The sequence below is a fragment of the Streptomyces sp. GB4-14 genome (assembly GCF_022696125.1).
Taxonomy (GTDB): Bacteria; Actinomycetota; Actinomycetes; order Streptomycetales; family Streptomycetaceae; genus Streptomyces; species Streptomyces werraensis.
This window is the reverse complement of sequence record NZ_RZHO01000002.1, coordinates 2,601,257-2,615,188: the sequence shown is the minus strand read 5'-3', so window position 1 is coordinate 2,615,188 and position 13,932 is coordinate 2,601,257. Positions and strand designations below refer to the sequence as shown.

The 13,932-nt window shown below is 72.1% G+C and carries 15 protein-coding genes and 1 pseudogene; 14 read left to right on the top strand and 2 right to left on the bottom strand.

Translation table 11 applies throughout. The features are described from left to right. Nucleotides 1–145: 145 nt before the first annotated feature. Nucleotides 146–721: pseudogene (locus ELQ39_RS13025) on the bottom strand (hypothetical protein). 161 nt (nucleotides 722–882) lie between these two features. On the opposite strand from ELQ39_RS13025, the gene ELQ39_RS13020 reads away from it, so the two are divergent. The 12 genes from ELQ39_RS13020 to ELQ39_RS12965 all read left to right on the top strand — a co-directional run bounded on the left by ELQ39_RS13020 (nucleotide 883) and on the right by ELQ39_RS12965 (nucleotide 9,462). Next, entirely contained in the window at nucleotides 883–1,398 is a 516-nt protein-coding gene (locus ELQ39_RS13020; protein WP_242591966.1) for a hypothetical protein, read from the top strand. A 480-nt stretch (nucleotides 1,399–1,878) separates the two neighbouring features. Next, complete coding sequence (locus tag ELQ39_RS13015; RefSeq protein WP_242591965.1) at nucleotides 1,879–2,616, top strand: hypothetical protein; 738 nt, start codon at nucleotides 1,879–1,881, stop codon at nucleotides 2,614–2,616. 17 nt (nucleotides 2,617–2,633) lie between these two features. Then, nucleotides 2,634–3,500 (top strand): hypothetical protein, encoded by an 867-nt coding sequence (locus tag ELQ39_RS13010; protein ID WP_225643219.1) that lies wholly within the window; start codon nucleotides 2,634–2,636, stop codon nucleotides 3,498–3,500. Continuing rightward, nucleotides 3,497–4,804, top strand: coding sequence for a CpaF family protein (locus ELQ39_RS13005; RefSeq protein WP_190005222.1), 1,308 nt, complete (start codon nucleotides 3,497–3,499; stop codon nucleotides 4,802–4,804). The genes ELQ39_RS13010 and ELQ39_RS13005 overlap by 4 nt, the downstream gene beginning before the upstream one ends. Before the next feature lie 106 nt (nucleotides 4,805–4,910). Then, nucleotides 4,911–5,867 carry a type II secretion system F family protein gene (locus tag ELQ39_RS13000; protein WP_037953546.1) on the top strand — a complete coding sequence of 319 codons (957 nt, stop codon included), beginning with the start codon at nucleotides 4,911–4,913 and terminating at the stop codon, nucleotides 5,865–5,867. Nucleotides 5,868–5,881: 14 nt separating this feature from the next. Then, nucleotides 5,882–6,793, top strand: coding sequence for a type II secretion system F family protein (locus ELQ39_RS12995; protein ID WP_190005315.1), 912 nt, complete (start codon nucleotides 5,882–5,884; stop codon nucleotides 6,791–6,793). Nucleotides 6,794–6,878: 85 nt separating this feature from the next. After that, nucleotides 6,879–7,130, top strand: a complete 252-nt coding sequence (locus tag ELQ39_RS12990; RefSeq protein ID WP_006133157.1) for a hypothetical protein — start codon at nucleotides 6,879–6,881, stop codon at nucleotides 7,128–7,130. A 29-nt stretch (nucleotides 7,131–7,159) separates the two neighbouring features. Next, nucleotides 7,160–7,609 (top strand): TadE/TadG family type IV pilus assembly protein, encoded by a 450-nt coding sequence (locus ELQ39_RS12985; RefSeq protein ID WP_190005221.1) that lies wholly within the window; start codon nucleotides 7,160–7,162, stop codon nucleotides 7,607–7,609. After that, on the top strand, nucleotides 7,609–8,037 hold the full coding sequence (locus tag ELQ39_RS12980; RefSeq protein ID WP_190005220.1) for a TadE/TadG family type IV pilus assembly protein: 429 nt from the start codon (nucleotides 7,609–7,611) through the stop codon (nucleotides 8,035–8,037). The genes ELQ39_RS12985 and ELQ39_RS12980 overlap by 1 nt, the downstream gene beginning before the upstream one ends. Next, complete coding sequence (locus tag ELQ39_RS12975; protein WP_391675800.1) at nucleotides 8,034–8,504, top strand: TadE/TadG family type IV pilus assembly protein; 471 nt, start codon at nucleotides 8,034–8,036, stop codon at nucleotides 8,502–8,504. The genes ELQ39_RS12980 and ELQ39_RS12975 overlap by 4 nt, the downstream gene beginning before the upstream one ends. A gap of 102 nt (nucleotides 8,505–8,606) precedes the next feature. Beyond that, a complete protein-coding gene (locus ELQ39_RS12970) occupies nucleotides 8,607–8,855 on the top strand; it encodes a hypothetical protein (RefSeq protein ID WP_242591963.1) in 249 nt (82 codons plus the stop codon). Between the two features lie 379 nt (nucleotides 8,856–9,234). Then, nucleotides 9,235–9,462: a hypothetical protein gene (locus ELQ39_RS12965; RefSeq protein WP_242591962.1), complete on the top strand. Its 228-nt coding sequence runs from the start codon at nucleotides 9,235–9,237 to the stop codon at nucleotides 9,460–9,462. A 44-nt stretch (nucleotides 9,463–9,506) separates the two neighbouring features. Here the strand turns inward: ELQ39_RS12965 and ELQ39_RS12960 are convergent, their stop codons facing one another. Continuing rightward, entirely contained in the window at nucleotides 9,507–9,833 is a 327-nt protein-coding gene (locus ELQ39_RS12960) for a hypothetical protein (RefSeq protein WP_225626915.1), read from the bottom strand. Nucleotides 9,834–10,140: 307 nt separating this feature from the next. Between ELQ39_RS12960 and ELQ39_RS12955 the strand changes: the two genes are divergently transcribed. Both ELQ39_RS12955 and ELQ39_RS12950 read left to right on the top strand, forming a co-directional pair. After that, nucleotides 10,141–13,116 carry a BTAD domain-containing putative transcriptional regulator gene (locus ELQ39_RS12955; protein ID WP_242591961.1) on the top strand — a complete coding sequence of 992 codons (2,976 nt, stop codon included), beginning with the start codon at nucleotides 10,141–10,143 and terminating at the stop codon, nucleotides 13,114–13,116. 13 nt (nucleotides 13,117–13,129) lie between these two features. Next, on the top strand, nucleotides 13,130–13,867 hold the full coding sequence (locus ELQ39_RS12950) for a prepilin peptidase (RefSeq protein ID WP_242591960.1): 738 nt from the start codon (nucleotides 13,130–13,132) through the stop codon (nucleotides 13,865–13,867). The last annotated feature ends 65 nt before the right edge of the window (nucleotides 13,868–13,932 follow it).

The window sequence follows — 13,932 nt, the reverse complement described above, 5'->3', positions numbered from 1 at the left end:
CGCCAGGTCGGCATGCCCCGCCAGGGGGGCCTGTCTGACCAGGGCGTGGGTGAATCGTGAGGAGCTCATGCCTGAGGTGTGAGGAGTCGGGCGCCGTGTGTCAGGGCGATGATGCCCGCGCTGAGTGGCGTGCGCCATGACCTGCTCATCGGCACTGCTCGGCCTTCGTTTCGGCGAACACCTCGGACGCCTGCCACAGGTCCTCGCCTGTGGCAACCAGCAGAATGCGACCTCCACCGAGGTGCCGGCCGAGGCGGACCGCGTGGTGGCGTCGTAGTGGCGGCGGGTGCCGGTTCCGGTCCAACCCGGCCCCGATCCGCACGTTGATCTGTACCTCCCCGTTGTGGAGACCTTGGCCGGTGGCGTAGGCGGTCTGGGCGGCATCCTTGGTCGTGCGCTTGTCGACTCCTCGGTAGATGGCGCGGAGATGGTTCCCGGCATCTTCCATAGCGGCCGCCTCGTTCCCGTCCTTCGGCTTGTCCCACTCGAAGACCAGGTTCATGTCTGCGGGCAGGGACACATCCACACCGTCCGGCGTATCCTCCTCCGGTGCTCCTGAGGGCTCCGTCGGCTTGGTCGGCTTCTTCGCGCCCTGGCCGCTACGGGAGTCGGCGATCGCGTCGCTCTCGCCGGACGGGTCGCCTCCGCCTCCGCAGGCTGTCAGCAGCAAGGTCGCTGCGGCGGCGAACGCGGTGGCAACGGGCAAAGTGCGGCGCTTCACAGTGGGCTCCCCGTGAGACGTAACGCTTCCAGCGGGGTGACGGTGTCCGTGCAGTCCTCGGTTTCACCCACGCGAACTGTCCGACGGGCGGGCTGACATGCCAGGGGCCGAGTGCCTGGACGGGACGTACGACGGAGAGCTGTGCCGTCTACGCTGCGGTCGTGGTCTTCATCTCGCACCGTGCGCTTCAGGGCGGCCGTGGGCATCGTCTGGCCGTCGGCGTCATGCTTTTCCTCTTCTGGGTCTTCCTGGCCGTCGGGCTCACCGCCGCGGCGGTCGCGAGCCGGGTCGGGTGGCCGGCCCGGCTGGGGCTTGGGGCCGGCGCCGTCTCCGCGTATCTGCTCGTGTGGTGGAGCGTCCGGTTCTGGTGGTCGGCCTTCCGTCAGGGGCGGCGTGAGGAAGCGGTGGCCGAGCCGGACGCCTGGCCCTGGCTGCTGCCCCCGGTGATCGGCGGTGTCGCCCTTGTCGTCTCCGGGGTAGGGATGCTGAGTCGTGGGGACGGCAGTGGGTGGTTCGGGCTGGGGTTCGGCCTGGTGCTCGGCGGTCCTTCACTCGTAGGCGTGGTCCTGCAGGTGGGGGAGTGGTTCTCCGGGCGATCGGGCCGTGACCCGGCCGTGCCCGCCCAGCCCGTCGAACCGCCACGACCGCGACGGGACTGGGGGCCGATCGGGAGGTGAGCCCGGGTGCAAGGGCGGCCTCCGAGGCGGCTCTTCGAGTCCCCTGTCCCCGAACATCCCGCCCTCACCGGTCCGGGCGACGATCATGGCATGGCCGTGCCGCGTCCTCGTGAGTGAATCGTGCAGAGCTCATGTGCTGTGCCTAAGGGGCCGTATGGCATGCGTGGTCGGCCGGGAGGGGTGGCGGTTCGCTGGCGCACAGGTGGGGAGCCGGTCCCAACTGGGTTGTTCAACAGTGAAATTGCAGATGAGTAACGGTGTGCACAGTAAGCCGGGCGAGGCGGGCTCCGTCTTGAGGGGCTTATGTGTGGCTGATACGGTGCGATGGCTTGACACTCACCACAGCGTTGGCTATTTGCCCAGGTCGGGCGGGTAGGTCCGACCCGTCGGGCTTGTCCGTGCGCGAGCAGGCGTGGGTGAAGTGTCGGAAAGCACAAGGAACTTGGCAGACATCATCTTGGGTGTACGGGGAGCGGCTGCGTGAAGATCCAGGAGCGTACGGGGGCGGGCGCGGGTCGTTCCGCGGCTCCGGCCGGGCCGACGGCCGGTGAGCGGCTTCCCACTCCGCCCCGCGAGCGCAAGCCCGCCCTCGCCGCGCTGGCCGTGCTGCTGATCCTGGTGGGCGCGCTCGGCGCCACCATGCTCGTGCTGCAGGCGGGTGACCGCATCGAGGTTGTCAAGATCACCGAGGAGATCCCGGCCGGGCAGGCGGTCAACGACAGCAACACCACCTCGGTGATGGTCGCCGAGGACCCGGGCATCAACTACGTCAAGTGGTCCCAGCTCGACGCCCTGAAGAAGCTGAAGGCCGTCACCACCATCCCCGGCGGCGTGGTCGCCGTCGGTGAGATGTTCGGCGAGGAGGCCAAGGTGCCCGAGGGCAAGGCCCTCGTCGGTCTGTCCCTGAAGGAGGGGCAGTACCCCGCCGGCCTCAAGTCCGGTGCCACCGTGGCCGCCTACCGCGTCGGCGGGACCTCCCGGTCCGGGTCGGGGGACGACGCCGACGGCGGGTCGGCCGGCTCCTCCGGCTCCTCCGGCGGTGACACCGTGATCGTGGACAAGGCGGTCGTGGACTACGTCCAGGACGCCAAGGGCGACGACCTGGTCAGCAGCACCAACCTCCCCGTGACGCTCCTCGTCGACGACGCGCAGGCCGCGGCGCTCACCCAGGCCGCCACCAACGGCGAGGTGGCGCTCGTCCTCGTCCCTGGCAACTAGAAGGCGGCACCCGACCCATGGCCCTCATCGCCCTCGCCGCCGACAAGGGTTCCCCCGGCGTCACCACCGCGGCCGTCGCCCTCGCGGCGGTCTGGCCGCGCCGTGTGCTGCTCGCCGAGACCGACCCGGCGGGCGGTGACCTCGTGTACCGCAGCGCCGCCGCGCACGGCGGCCCGCTCAACCCCAACACCGGCATGCTGTCCATCGCCGCCACCGCGCGGCGCGGCCTTGTGCCGGACCAACTCTGGGACCACGTGCAGCCGTTGAGCGGCGGACTGGAAGTGCTCGTCGGGCTCGGCATCGCCGAGCAGGCCGCCGGACTCGCCGGGTTGTGGCCCACGCTCGGGCACGCCTTCGCCTCTCTCGCCGACTCGCCCAACGCGCCCGCCGACGTCATCGCCGACTGCGGCCGCATCAGCGGCGACACCCCGGCTCTCGAGCTGTTCCCGCACGCCTCGCTCGTCCTGCTGATCTCGCGTACCGAGCCCGAGGCGCTGGCCCGCGTGCGGGACCGGGCGGCCGCGCTGGCCGGCAAGCTGCACGGCGGGTCGCGCGGCGCCGCCACCCTGAACAGCCCGGTCATCGGCGTCGTCCTGGTCGCCGACCCGGGCAACGCGGCCAAACTGGCCGGCCAGGTCAACGACATGCTCGTGCACGCGCAGACCGGTGCCCGCGTCGTCGGCACCCTCGCCGACGACCCGGCCGGCGCCGAGCAGCTCGCCGGGCGCCGCCGCGGCCGGCTGGACAAGTCGCTGCTGATCCGCTCGGCCCGCAAGGTCACCGCCGACGTGTACCAGCAGTACGGCGCCGCGTGGGCCGCGCAGGCCCAGGCCGCCCAGCAGGCGCACGCCGCGCCGCCGCAGGGTCACGGAGCCGGGCGATGACCGCTGTCGACCACTCCCTGGTCAAGCGGTTCCGTCAGGAGGCCGGTGACCGGATCGCGGAGCAGCGCCGTCTCGACCAGGTCAACGGCGTCACGCCGATGTCCACCGAGGACGAGCGGCAGTACGCCCGCGCCGTCATAGCCCAGATACTCGAGGAGTACGCCCGCTCCGAGATCAACGCGGGCCGTACGCCGCTGGACGCGGAGACCGAGGAGCAGTACGCGGCCGCCGTGCACGCGGCCCTCTTCGGAGTGGGGCGGCTCCAGCCGCTGCTCGACGACCCCGAGGTCGAGAACATCGACATCAACGGCTGCGACCAGGTGTTCGTCGGCTACGCCGACGGGCGCGAGGTGCGCGGCGAGCCGGTCGCCGAGACCGACGAGGAGCTCATCGAGCTGATCCAGGTGCTGGGCGCCTACTCCGGTCTGTCGTCCCGGCCCTTCGACTCCGCCAACCCGCAGCTCGACCTGCGGCTGCCGGACGGTTCCCGTCTGTCGGCCGTCATGGACGTGGCCCGCCGGCCCGCGCTGTCCATCCGCCGGGCCCGTATGGGCAAGGTGTTCATCTCCGACCTGGTCGGCAACGGCACCCTCACCCCCGAGCTGGGGCACTTCCTCGCCTGTGCGGTCCGCGCCCGCAAGAACATCATGATCGCGGGCGCCACCAACGCCGGTAAGACGACCCTGCTGCGCGCCCTCGCCAACGAGATCCCGCCGCACGAGCGCCTCATCACCGTCGAGCGCGCGCTGGAGCTGGGCCTCGACACCTTTCCCGATCTGCACCCCAACGTGGTGGCGTTCGAGGAGCGGCTGCCCAACTCCGAGGGGCAGGGCGCCATTTCGATGGCGGAGCTGGTGCGCCGGTCGCTGCGTATGAACCCCTCCCGGGTCATCGTCGGCGAGGTCCTCGGCGACGAGATCGTGACCATGCTGAACGCGATGTCCCAGGGCAACGACGGCTCGCTGTCCACGATCCACGCCAACAGCTCCAGCGAGGTGTTCAACCGCATCTCCACCTACGCCCTCCAGGCCAACGAGCGGCTGCCGATCGAGGCCAGCCAGATGCTCATCGCCGGCGCGGTGAACTTCGTCGTCTTCATCCAGCGGCGCAACGGCTTCCAGAGCGGCGGCCGCCTCCAGCGCATGGTGACCTCCGTGCGCGAGGTCAACGGCGTCGACGGGCGGGTGCTGTCCAGCGAGGTGTTCGCCGAGACGCCCGACGGCCGGGTGGTCCCGCACGCCCCCATAGCCTGCCTGGAGGATCTGATGGCCCACGGCTACCGGCCCAGCGGAACGTGGGGGTGAGCCGATGACCAACAATCCGATGATCACCGATCCGATGACCACCGCTGTGCTGACCGCCCCGGCACCGGCCACCACCGACCTCGCGGCCCTCGGCTCGGTCGGCACGATGGGCGGACTGTTCTCCACCACCGTGCTGTACGCGCTGGCCTGCGGTGTCGCCGTCGGCGGCGGTCTCGCCCTGTTCCTCGTCGCCGTACGCGGACTGCCCGCCAAGCCTGAGCACGAGAAGCAGAAGGCGAGCGAGCGCGCGGGCGAGCTGATCCGGTTCGCCGGGCGGCGCGGTTCGCTCGCCGCGCTCGTCGGGCTCGCCGTGCTGCTGATGACCCGCTGGGTCGTCGCCGGCGTCGCCTCCGCCGTCCTCGTCTTCTTCTGGGACCGCCTCTTCGGCGGCGCCTCCGAGGAGCGGGCCGCGATGCGGCGTGTGGAGGCGCTCGCCTCGTGGACGGAGTCGCTGCGCGACACCATCGCCGGCGCGGTCGGCCTGGAGCAGGCCATCCCGGCGTCCGCGCGGGCCGCCGCGCCCGTGCTGCGCCCGCACCTCGACGCGCTCGTCGACCGGCTGCGTGCCCGCACCCCGCTGCCCGAGGCGCTCCAGCAGCTCGCCGACGAGATCGACGACGCCTCCGCCGACATCATCGTCGCCGCCCTCATCCTCAACGCCCGTCTGCGCGGCCCCGGTCTGCGGCAGGTGCTCGGCGCGCTCGCCAAGTCGGCGCGCGAGGAGGTCGACATGCGGCAGCGCGTCATGGCGCAGCGCGCGTCCACGCGCCGTTCGGTGCAGATCGTGGTCGCCGTGTCGATCGCGTTCGTGCTCGGCCTGTCCATCTTCAACCGCGACTTCGTCGAGCCGTACGGCACGGCCGTCGGCCAGGTCGTCCTCGCCTGCGTGTGCGGGCTGTTCGCGCTGGGCTTCTGGTGGCTGCGCAAGCTGTCCACCATCGAGACGCCCGAGCGCTTCCTGGTGCGTGACGACTCCTCGGTGCGTCTGGTGCGCCCCCGCACCCCGGGCGCCGGACCCGCGCAGGCGTCGCCGTTCCAGCCGGAAGAGGGGGTACGCCGGTGAGTGACGGACTGACGATGCCGGTGGTCGTCGGCGCGGTCGTCGGACTGGGCGTCTACGTCCTGGTCCGCGCGCTGATGCCCACCAGGCGCAGCGCCCTCTCCCAGGTCGCCCGGATCGACGCGATGCGGGCCCGCGGCACGGCGTACGAGTCGGCGCGGCCCACGGACCACGAGTCCGGCCGCTTCGCCTCGCTCCGTGCCCAGGTGGGCGAGAAGGTCGCCGAGATCTACCGGCAGCAGGGTTGGGAGCAGCGGTCGCTGCGCGCCGACCTGGCCGTCCTGGAGCGCAGCTGGGAGAAGTTCCTGGCGACGAAGGTGCTGCTGGCGGTGGCGGGTCTGTTCTTCGGGCCGTTCCTGTTCGCCATCGTCTGGCAGCTCGGCTTCGGCAGCAGCCCGGTCATTCCGGTGTGGCTGGCGCTCCTGTGCGCGGTGCTGTTCTTCGTGCTGCCCGACCTGGAGGTGCGCCGGGACGCCGCCGAGAAGCGACGCGACCTGCGCCGGGTGATCGGCGCGTACCTGGACCTGGTGTCGATGAGCCTGGCCGGCGGCCGGGGCCTGCCCGAGGCGCTGATGGCGGCGGCCGAGGTGTCCGACGGCTGGGCGACGCAGCGGATCCGCAACGCCCTCGCCGACGCCCGGATCACCGGCATCAGCCAGTGGCAGGCGCTCGGGCAGCTCGGGGAGGAGCTGGGTGTGGAGGAGCTGAAGGACCTCTCCGCCTCGCTGGCCCTCGTCGCGGACGACGGCGCGAAGGTACGGGAGTCCCTCGCCTCGCGCGCCGAGACGATGCGGCACCGCGAACTGGCCGAGATCGAGGGCAGCGCGGGTGAGAAGTCCCAGTCGATGCTCGTGGCGCAGCTGCTGCTGTGCGCGGGGTTCCTGGTGTTCCTGATCTTCCCGGCGGCGATGCGGGTGTTCCAGGTGTGAGATACCGGACCAGTGAGCCGCGAACCGCGGACCGCGCGCCGTACGTCAGAACTTCCGTGAACCGAATTCGAGAGGACAACGCGTCATGAACGGACGTACCTTCCACACCGGCATCCCCGCCGTCGACTTCCTGGTCACCTTCATGCGGGCGCGCGTCGAGCGGGCGCGCTCCGGCGAACTGGACCGCGGCGCCTCCGCGGTCGAGTGGGTCATCATCTCGGCCGTGGTCGTGGCGATCGTCGGCGTCGTCGCCGCGATCATCAACGCCGCGCTCAGCGAGGGCGCCAACAAGGTCGGCGACTGCATCAAGGGCGCGGACGCGGGCAAGACCTGCTGACCGCACATACCTTCTCGACGTCGACGGGGATGACGGTGCGCGTACGCAGCTGGGTACGCCGACGGGTGGAGGCCGCCTCCGCCCGCGGCGATTCCGGCATGACCGCGATCGAGTTCGTCTTCCTCACGCCCGTCCTGTTCTTCATGATCTTCGCGACGGTGCAGTTCGCGCTGTACTTCTTCGCCGATCACGTGGCCCAGGCGGCGGCGCAGGCGGGCGCGCGCAAGGCACGGGCGACGGCGGACGCCGAACCGGGCGGCTGGCGCGGCGAGGCGCAGGCCGTGGTGGACAGCTACATCCGGCAACTGGGACCGCAGTTGGTCATCGCCCCGGACGTGAGGACGGTCCAGCCGGAGCCGAACACGGTGGGCGTGGAGATCACCGCCCGCATCCCGACGGTGTTCCCGGGCCTGGACCTGACGGTGCACGCACAGTCGATGGGGCCGGTGGAGCGGTTCGTGCAGGAGGGGGAGAACTGATGCGCCGTTCTCTTCCGCGCGTGGTCCGGCAGGACCTGGGCGACCGGGGACTGTCCACCGTCGAGGTCGTCATCCTGGCGCCGGTGATGATCCTGTTCATCCTCGTCCTGGTGGCCTTCGGGCAACTGGTCGACGGGCGCGGGGCGTTGGACGGCGCGGCGCGGGACGCGGCGCGTGCGGGGTCGATCCAGAAGGACCACGCGACGGCCATGGCCGAGGCGCGGGCCGCGGCGGAGGCCAACCTGGAGGACGTCTGCTCGGGCCCGGTGACCGTCGTCCAGACCAGTCAGGGCTTCGAGCCGGACACCCTGTTCAGCGTCCAGGTGAGCTGCGAGGTGCGGGGCCTCGCCATGCTGGGCCTGGACATCCCGACGACGCTCACCGCGAGCTTCAGCTCGCCGCTCGACCCGTACCGGAGGACGGCGTGAAGGCGAGGCGCGCGCGTGTGCGGAGGTGGCTGTCGGACCGCCGTACACGGCTGGACGACCGCGGCTCGGGCGCCGGCGCGGTCATCATCTTCGCGCTGGTCTTCCTCTCCCTGGCGGCGTTCGTCATCGACGGCGGCATGTCGATCTCCAAGCGGGAGCGCGCGGCGGACATCGCGGAACAGGCGGCCCGCTTCGCCGCCCAGGACATCGACCGCGAGGCCCTCTACGACAACGAGGGCGGCCCCGCACCCATCAACTTCGAGAACTGCGACGCCCGGGTGAAGGCCTTCGCCCGCGAGATGGACATGTCCGGCCCGGACATCGCCGCCACCCACTGCGTGACGGCGACGGTCGACGCGGTCGAGGTCGAGGTCCAGCTCACGTACTCGCCCGTCTTCACGGGGATGTTCTACGGGGGCGACGTGGTGGTGCGGGGGCAGGCGATCGCGGAGAACGAGGTCGGCTGACGCCGGGTCGGACGACGAGCCGCTCTCCCGCCGGTCCGGGAACGCGGATTCGGGCTCGAACGGTGGCACGGCTCACGGCGGTCCGTGGAGGACGGCGCGCTCGTGCTGCGCGAACGCGGCCGCACCCGGCGGATCCCGGTCGGGGACGGCGGCATCGCCCGCGCGGTGTTCGTCGACGCGGCCGTGGACGCCGGACGCGACGGACCCGGCTGTCCAGGAGCCTGGGGCGAGGTGCGTCCGCAGGACCGGGACGGGGCGCAGGTCGCCCGTGTCCCGCTCGGAGACCGGCTGCCGAACCGGTCCTCGACGAACCCCTCGAAGGCGTCGTGGACGGCATCGCGTGGACGCTGAAGCTCTGAGGCCGCGACCTTGGACGGCCCTGACCGAAGAAACCAGAAAATCGGCACAGGGTTCACCTCGGCTTCTCACGGCGGGTACGAATTCCGGTCTGCACGCCGCCCTTTCGGCTTCGCGATTCCCGTGAAGGGCCATGTGCGGAGGGCGGACGTGAAGAAGCTGCGGTCTCCTTACGGCCTTTCCGTCACATCTGTGACGTGCGCGACGCTCCGGCACGCGCTGCCGCCCGGACGCCCCTGGTCGGCCGCATCCTCGCGTGCTTTGATCGGTGCCGCGGTCGCGGTCCGCCGCGGCAGACAATTCCGCATTCCCCGACGGAACTCGGCGGACATTCTCGCGACGCACTGTCCGATACGAAGGGAAACACGCCCCCATGAACCTCGTCCCCCGAGTGGAAACCGCCGAACTCTCCGACGCGGACCTGGACCACGTCTCCGGCGGCCAGTCCGTCTCCGCCGGCGTCGACGCCGGCGCGGCCGTCGTCCTCGGCCACGGTTCGGTCGGCGTGGGTGTGTGCGTCGAAGCGGGTCCCCTCAGCGTCTCCGCCGGTCTCGGCGGTTCGGTGAGCCACGCGGACGCCGTGCGCACCACGATGGTCTGAAAAGCCGTACCCGGCCCCGGTCCGTTCGCGGGCCGGGGCCGGGCTCATTTCTTCTCCCGCTTGTCCTCCACCGTCATCTTCTCGTTGACCTGCTTGGTGAGTTCGTTCTCGAGCTTGTTGAATTCACGGACCACCGCGTCGGACATGTCGGCGAGCGCGTCGAGCTGCTGCGTGATGTCCTCGCGCCCGTCCTCCCAGTTCGACTCGAAGTCGGAAAGGGCGTCGTTGACGCTGCCGTCGCCGATGTCGTCCTTGTACGAGTCGAAGAGCTTCTTGGTGTGGTTCATCCGCTTCTTCACCGACCGCAGCCGGCGCCCGTAGTCCTCCAGATCGGACAACGGAAGCGCGAGATCGCTCTTTCCCTCACCCACGTGAATTCCCCCTCGGTAGCCGGTGGCCGACCCTCACCTTCAGCAGGGTACGGCTCAGCCGGGGCCGGACGTCCAGCCGGATACTCCACGATCCTCGGCCCGTCCGGCTCCCCCGAGGACCTGACGGCGTCCTCGACCGACCCGGTCTCGAACGTACCGCCGGGAAGGCCGCCCCGGGCGCCGCCCGTGCCCTCCCGGGAGATCTCCGGCGCGGAGACGGTCCGTACCCCTTCGACTGCGGCCATTCGAGTCAATAAGATCCCCGTAGTCCCGATGACCCCTTCCTCCCACACCCAGGACACCCGCCATGCCGCGACGCCGCAGTCCCAGCCCGTCCAGCTCGACGGCTCCGAGGAACCGCACGCCGCAGCCGGTGCGGGTGCGGCAGCGGACGTTCGGGGACTTCGTGAAGGCGTTCCTCGCGTTCGTGGCGCTGGCGGTGCTGCTCGTCGGGGTGCCGGCGGCGCTGGCGATGACGGCGGGCTGGCCGTTCCCGGAGACGTTCGAGCCGATGGAGTGGCTCAGGCAGGACATCTCCGTCTCGACGTTCCTCGGCATCCTCACGTTCGTCGTCTGGCTCGCCTGGGCGCAGTTCACCGCCTGTGTGCTGGTGGAGATGAAAGCCGCGCTGTCGGGCGTCGGGGTGCCGGGGCGGGTCCCCGGCGCCGGGCCCAGCCAGCTGCTGGCCCGGCAGCTCGTCGCCGCGCTGCTGCTGGTCGGCGCGACCGCCGCGAGCTTCACGCCGTCGCTCGCGCAGCTCGGCCAGACCTACGACGACAACCAGCGGCCCACCGTGGCCGCCGCCCAGCAGACGCCGGGTCTCTTCGCCCAGCAGCAGGAACAGGCCGCGGGCGCCGCCGCCGCGGTCGCCGAGCAGGCCTCGCACACCGAGGCGACGCCCGCCGCGGCCAAGAAGCAGGGCGACACGAAGTTCTACCGGATCCAGCCGCCGGAGGGGCGTCACCACGACTCCCTGTGGGAGATCGCCGAGCGCCATCTCGGCGACGGCCGCCGCTACAAGGAGATCTTCGAGCTCAACAAGGACCGTGTGCAGCCGGACGGTTCGCGGCTGTCCGAGGCCAGTCTGATCCGGCCCGGCTGGATCATGGAGATGCCTGGCGACGCGCGCGGCGGCGACCTCGTCGAGATGCCGGACGACGCCCCCGAGGTGTCGCCCGAGGTGCGGCAGCAGATCAGCGACTACGCCAGGACCGGCGACGGCGCGTCCGGCGGCGGCGACCAGGCACAGGGCGGCGACCAGGCACAGGACAGCGGCAGCGGCGGCGGCGCCGCCCACGTCGACCTGCCCCGGCAGCGTCCCGCCCCCGAGACCGGCCACGCCGACCTCCGGCGCCCCGCGCCGGACCAGGTCGCCACGCCCGCCCAGGACTCCTCCTCCTTCGGGCTGCCCGAGGCCCTGCTGACCGCCCCGCTCCTGGCAGCCGGTCTGCTAGGGGCGCTCGGCCACCGTCGCCGCCAGGCGCTGTGGCAGTCGGCGTTCGCCGGCATCGGCGGCCGGCGCGGCATGGAGCCGCCCACGCCCACCGGCGACGCACTCGACGTGCAGGACGCGCTGCTGGTCGGCGCCGACCCCGAGGGGGTACGGCTGCTGGACCGGTCGCTGCGCGGGCTCGCCGCGTCGCTGGCCGCCGAGTCCCGTCCGTTGCCCACGGTCTACGCGGCCTGGATGAGCAACGGCGACCTCCACCTCCAGCTCGCCCAGCCGTCCGGCAAGCCGCCGTCCCCGTGGCAGCTCGGGCAGGACCATACGTTCTGGATGCTGGCCCGCGCCGACGCCGAGGCGTACGAGGACGTCGACACGGCCGCGCCCTACCCCGGCCTGGTCAGCCTCGGCACGATGGACGACTCCCGGCTGCTGCTCAACCTGGAGTCGGTGCCCGGCATCGTGTCGCTGAGCGGCCGTGAGGAGGACCGGGCGGCCGTGTTCGCGTCCGTCGCCGCCGAACTGGCCACCAACGGCTGGTCGGACCGCATGACCATCACCCTCGTCGGGTTCGGCGAGGACCTCACCGCCCTCGCCCCCAGCCGGCTGCGTCACCTCGACGGCATCGAGGCGCTGATCGAGACGATGGAGGCGGAGACCCGGCAGCGGCGCGGCGCGCTCGGCGCCGCCGGCCACGACTCGGTGCTGACCGGACGCACCGGTCCGGCCCGGCACACCCGTTGGGCTCCGCACCTGGTGCTGCTGGCCGCCGAGCCGTCCCCCGAGGACGCGATGACGCTCGCCGAACTCGCCGCCGACGCCGGCCGCCTGGGCATCGGCTACCTCGTCGGCACCGGCAGCGGCGATCTGCCGGGCGCCGCCTGGGAGATGGAGATCACCGCCGAGGGCAGGCTGCTCGCCCCGCTGCTCGGCCTGGAACTCGACGCGCAGCTCCTGCCAGCCGCCCAACAGCGCGCGGTCGTCGAGCTGTTCACCGATGCCGACCCGGAGCACGGCCCCGACGGTCCGGGCACCACCCCGCCGTTCCTCGTCGACATCAGCGAGCAGGGCCGGCCCGCCGTGTACGCGCGCCTGGTCGGGTCGTACGAGATCATCGGTCTTGAGACGCCGGACGGCGAGCGGAGCGCGCTGCTGCACGAGGCGCTGGCGCTGCTGCTCCTGCACCGCGAGGGCGTGCACCCCCGGGTGCTGTCCTCCGCGCTGTGGCCGCGCGGCGTCACCGACGACGTGCGCGAGGCGCTCCTGGACCGGCTGCGGGACTGGCTCGGCACCGACCCCGACGGCACTCCGCGGCTGCGCACCGACGACGCCGGCCGGCTGACCCTCGCCAAGTCGGTGGTGTCCGACCTGGACGTGCTGCGCTCGCTGTACCACGAGGCGACGCAGGGCAAGGGCGTCGACAGCCGGGCGGTGCGCGGGCGGCTGCTCACCGACGCGCTGGTGCTGGTGCGCGGCCCGCTCCTCGCCGACCGTCCCGAGGGCCGCTACCGCTGGCTGACCCACGAGATCGTCGACGCGCAGCTCCCGCTCCTCGTCGCGGACACCGGGCTCGCGCTCGCCGAGTTCCACATGGAGAAGAACCGCGCGGAGAAGGCCATCGAGGCGCTGAACGCCGCGCTGCGCACCGCCCCCGCCGACGAGCGGCTGTGGAACGAACTGCTGCGCGCCACCCACGCCCTGGACGACCCGGAGCGGCTCACCGCCCTCGCGTCCGACCTGGTGACCCGCAGCGGGGCGCGCGGGCTGCCGCCACGCACCGAGGCGCTGCTCGACGAACTGCTGCCGACGTGGCGCGACGCGGTCGCGGCGGCCGGCTGAGCGGCCGTAGGGGATGACCGACGGCCTGGAGTACGCGCTGGTCGCCGTCGCCGCGCTGTGGGGCGCTGCGGCCGGCGCGCTGCTGCCCCGCGCCGCCCACCGGTTCGCCGTGCCGGGCGGGGAGGAGTGGCGCACGGCGTGCCCGCAGGGGCACCCGCTCACCGGCTGGCTCGGCCCGGCCCGCTGCCGGGCGTGCGGAGGGACCCGGTACGGATCGGGCGCCGCCGTTCCCGTGACGGTCACCGCGCTGGTGTGCGCGGCGCTCGCCGCCGCGACCGGGACCCGCCCGGAGCTGGCGGTGTGGCTGCTGCTGGCGCCCACGGGTGTGCTGCTCGCCATGGTCGACTTCCGGGTGCAGCGGCTGCCCGACCCGCTCACCCTGCCCTTCGCCGCGACGGCGCTGGCGCTGCTGGGCCTGACCTCGCTGGTCCCCGAGCACGCGGGGGAGTGGACGACCGCCCTGCTCGGCGCGCTCGCGCTCGGCGCCGGCTACTTCGTGCTGTTCCTGATCAACCCGGCCGGCATGGGCTTCGGCGATGTGAAGCTGGCGCTCGGCGCGGGCACGGTCCTCGGCTGGTACGGCTGGCCCACCGTGCTGCTCGGCACCCTCGCCGGGTTCCTGTGCGGGGCGCTGTACGGAGGCGCGCTCGTCGTCGCCCGCAAGGCGGGCCGCAAGACGTCCATACCGTTCGGCCCGTTCCTGATCAGCGGGGCCTTCGCGGGGCTGCTGATCGGCGCGTACACGGCCTGACGTCAACGGGCGCAACCGGCTGACGTACGCTGATTCCGTCCGTCCACACCCCTGCGAAAGGGACA

Excerpts from the sequence above, each read along its gene's own strand:
- ELQ39_RS12980 (WP_190005220.1), top strand. The coding sequence starts at position 7,609 with ATGCGCCGTTCTCTTCCGCGCGTGGTCCGGCAGGACCTGGGCGACCGG.
- ELQ39_RS12990 (WP_006133157.1), top strand. The coding sequence starts at position 6,879 with ATGAACGGACGTACCTTCCACACCGGCATCCCCGCCGTCGACTTCCTG.
- ELQ39_RS12950 (WP_242591960.1), top strand. The coding sequence starts at position 13,130 with ATGACCGACGGCCTGGAGTACGCGCTGGTCGCCGTCGCCGCGCTGTGG.
- ELQ39_RS12985 (WP_190005221.1), top strand. The coding sequence starts at position 7,160 with ATGACGGTGCGCGTACGCAGCTGGGTACGCCGACGGGTGGAGGCCGCC.
- ELQ39_RS13010 (WP_225643219.1), top strand. The coding sequence starts at position 2,634 with ATGGCCCTCATCGCCCTCGCCGCCGACAAGGGTTCCCCCGGCGTCACC.
- ELQ39_RS13005 (WP_190005222.1), top strand. The coding sequence starts at position 3,497 with ATGACCGCTGTCGACCACTCCCTGGTCAAGCGGTTCCGTCAGGAGGCC.
- ELQ39_RS12955 (WP_242591961.1), top strand. The coding sequence starts at position 10,141 with ATGCCGCGACGCCGCAGTCCCAGCCCGTCCAGCTCGACGGCTCCGAGG.
- ELQ39_RS12965 (WP_242591962.1), top strand. The coding sequence starts at position 9,235 with ATGAACCTCGTCCCCCGAGTGGAAACCGCCGAACTCTCCGACGCGGAC.
- ELQ39_RS12995 (WP_190005315.1), top strand. The coding sequence starts at position 5,882 with ATGCCGGTGGTCGTCGGCGCGGTCGTCGGACTGGGCGTCTACGTCCTG.
- ELQ39_RS13000 (WP_037953546.1), top strand. The coding sequence starts at position 4,911 with ATGGGCGGACTGTTCTCCACCACCGTGCTGTACGCGCTGGCCTGCGGT.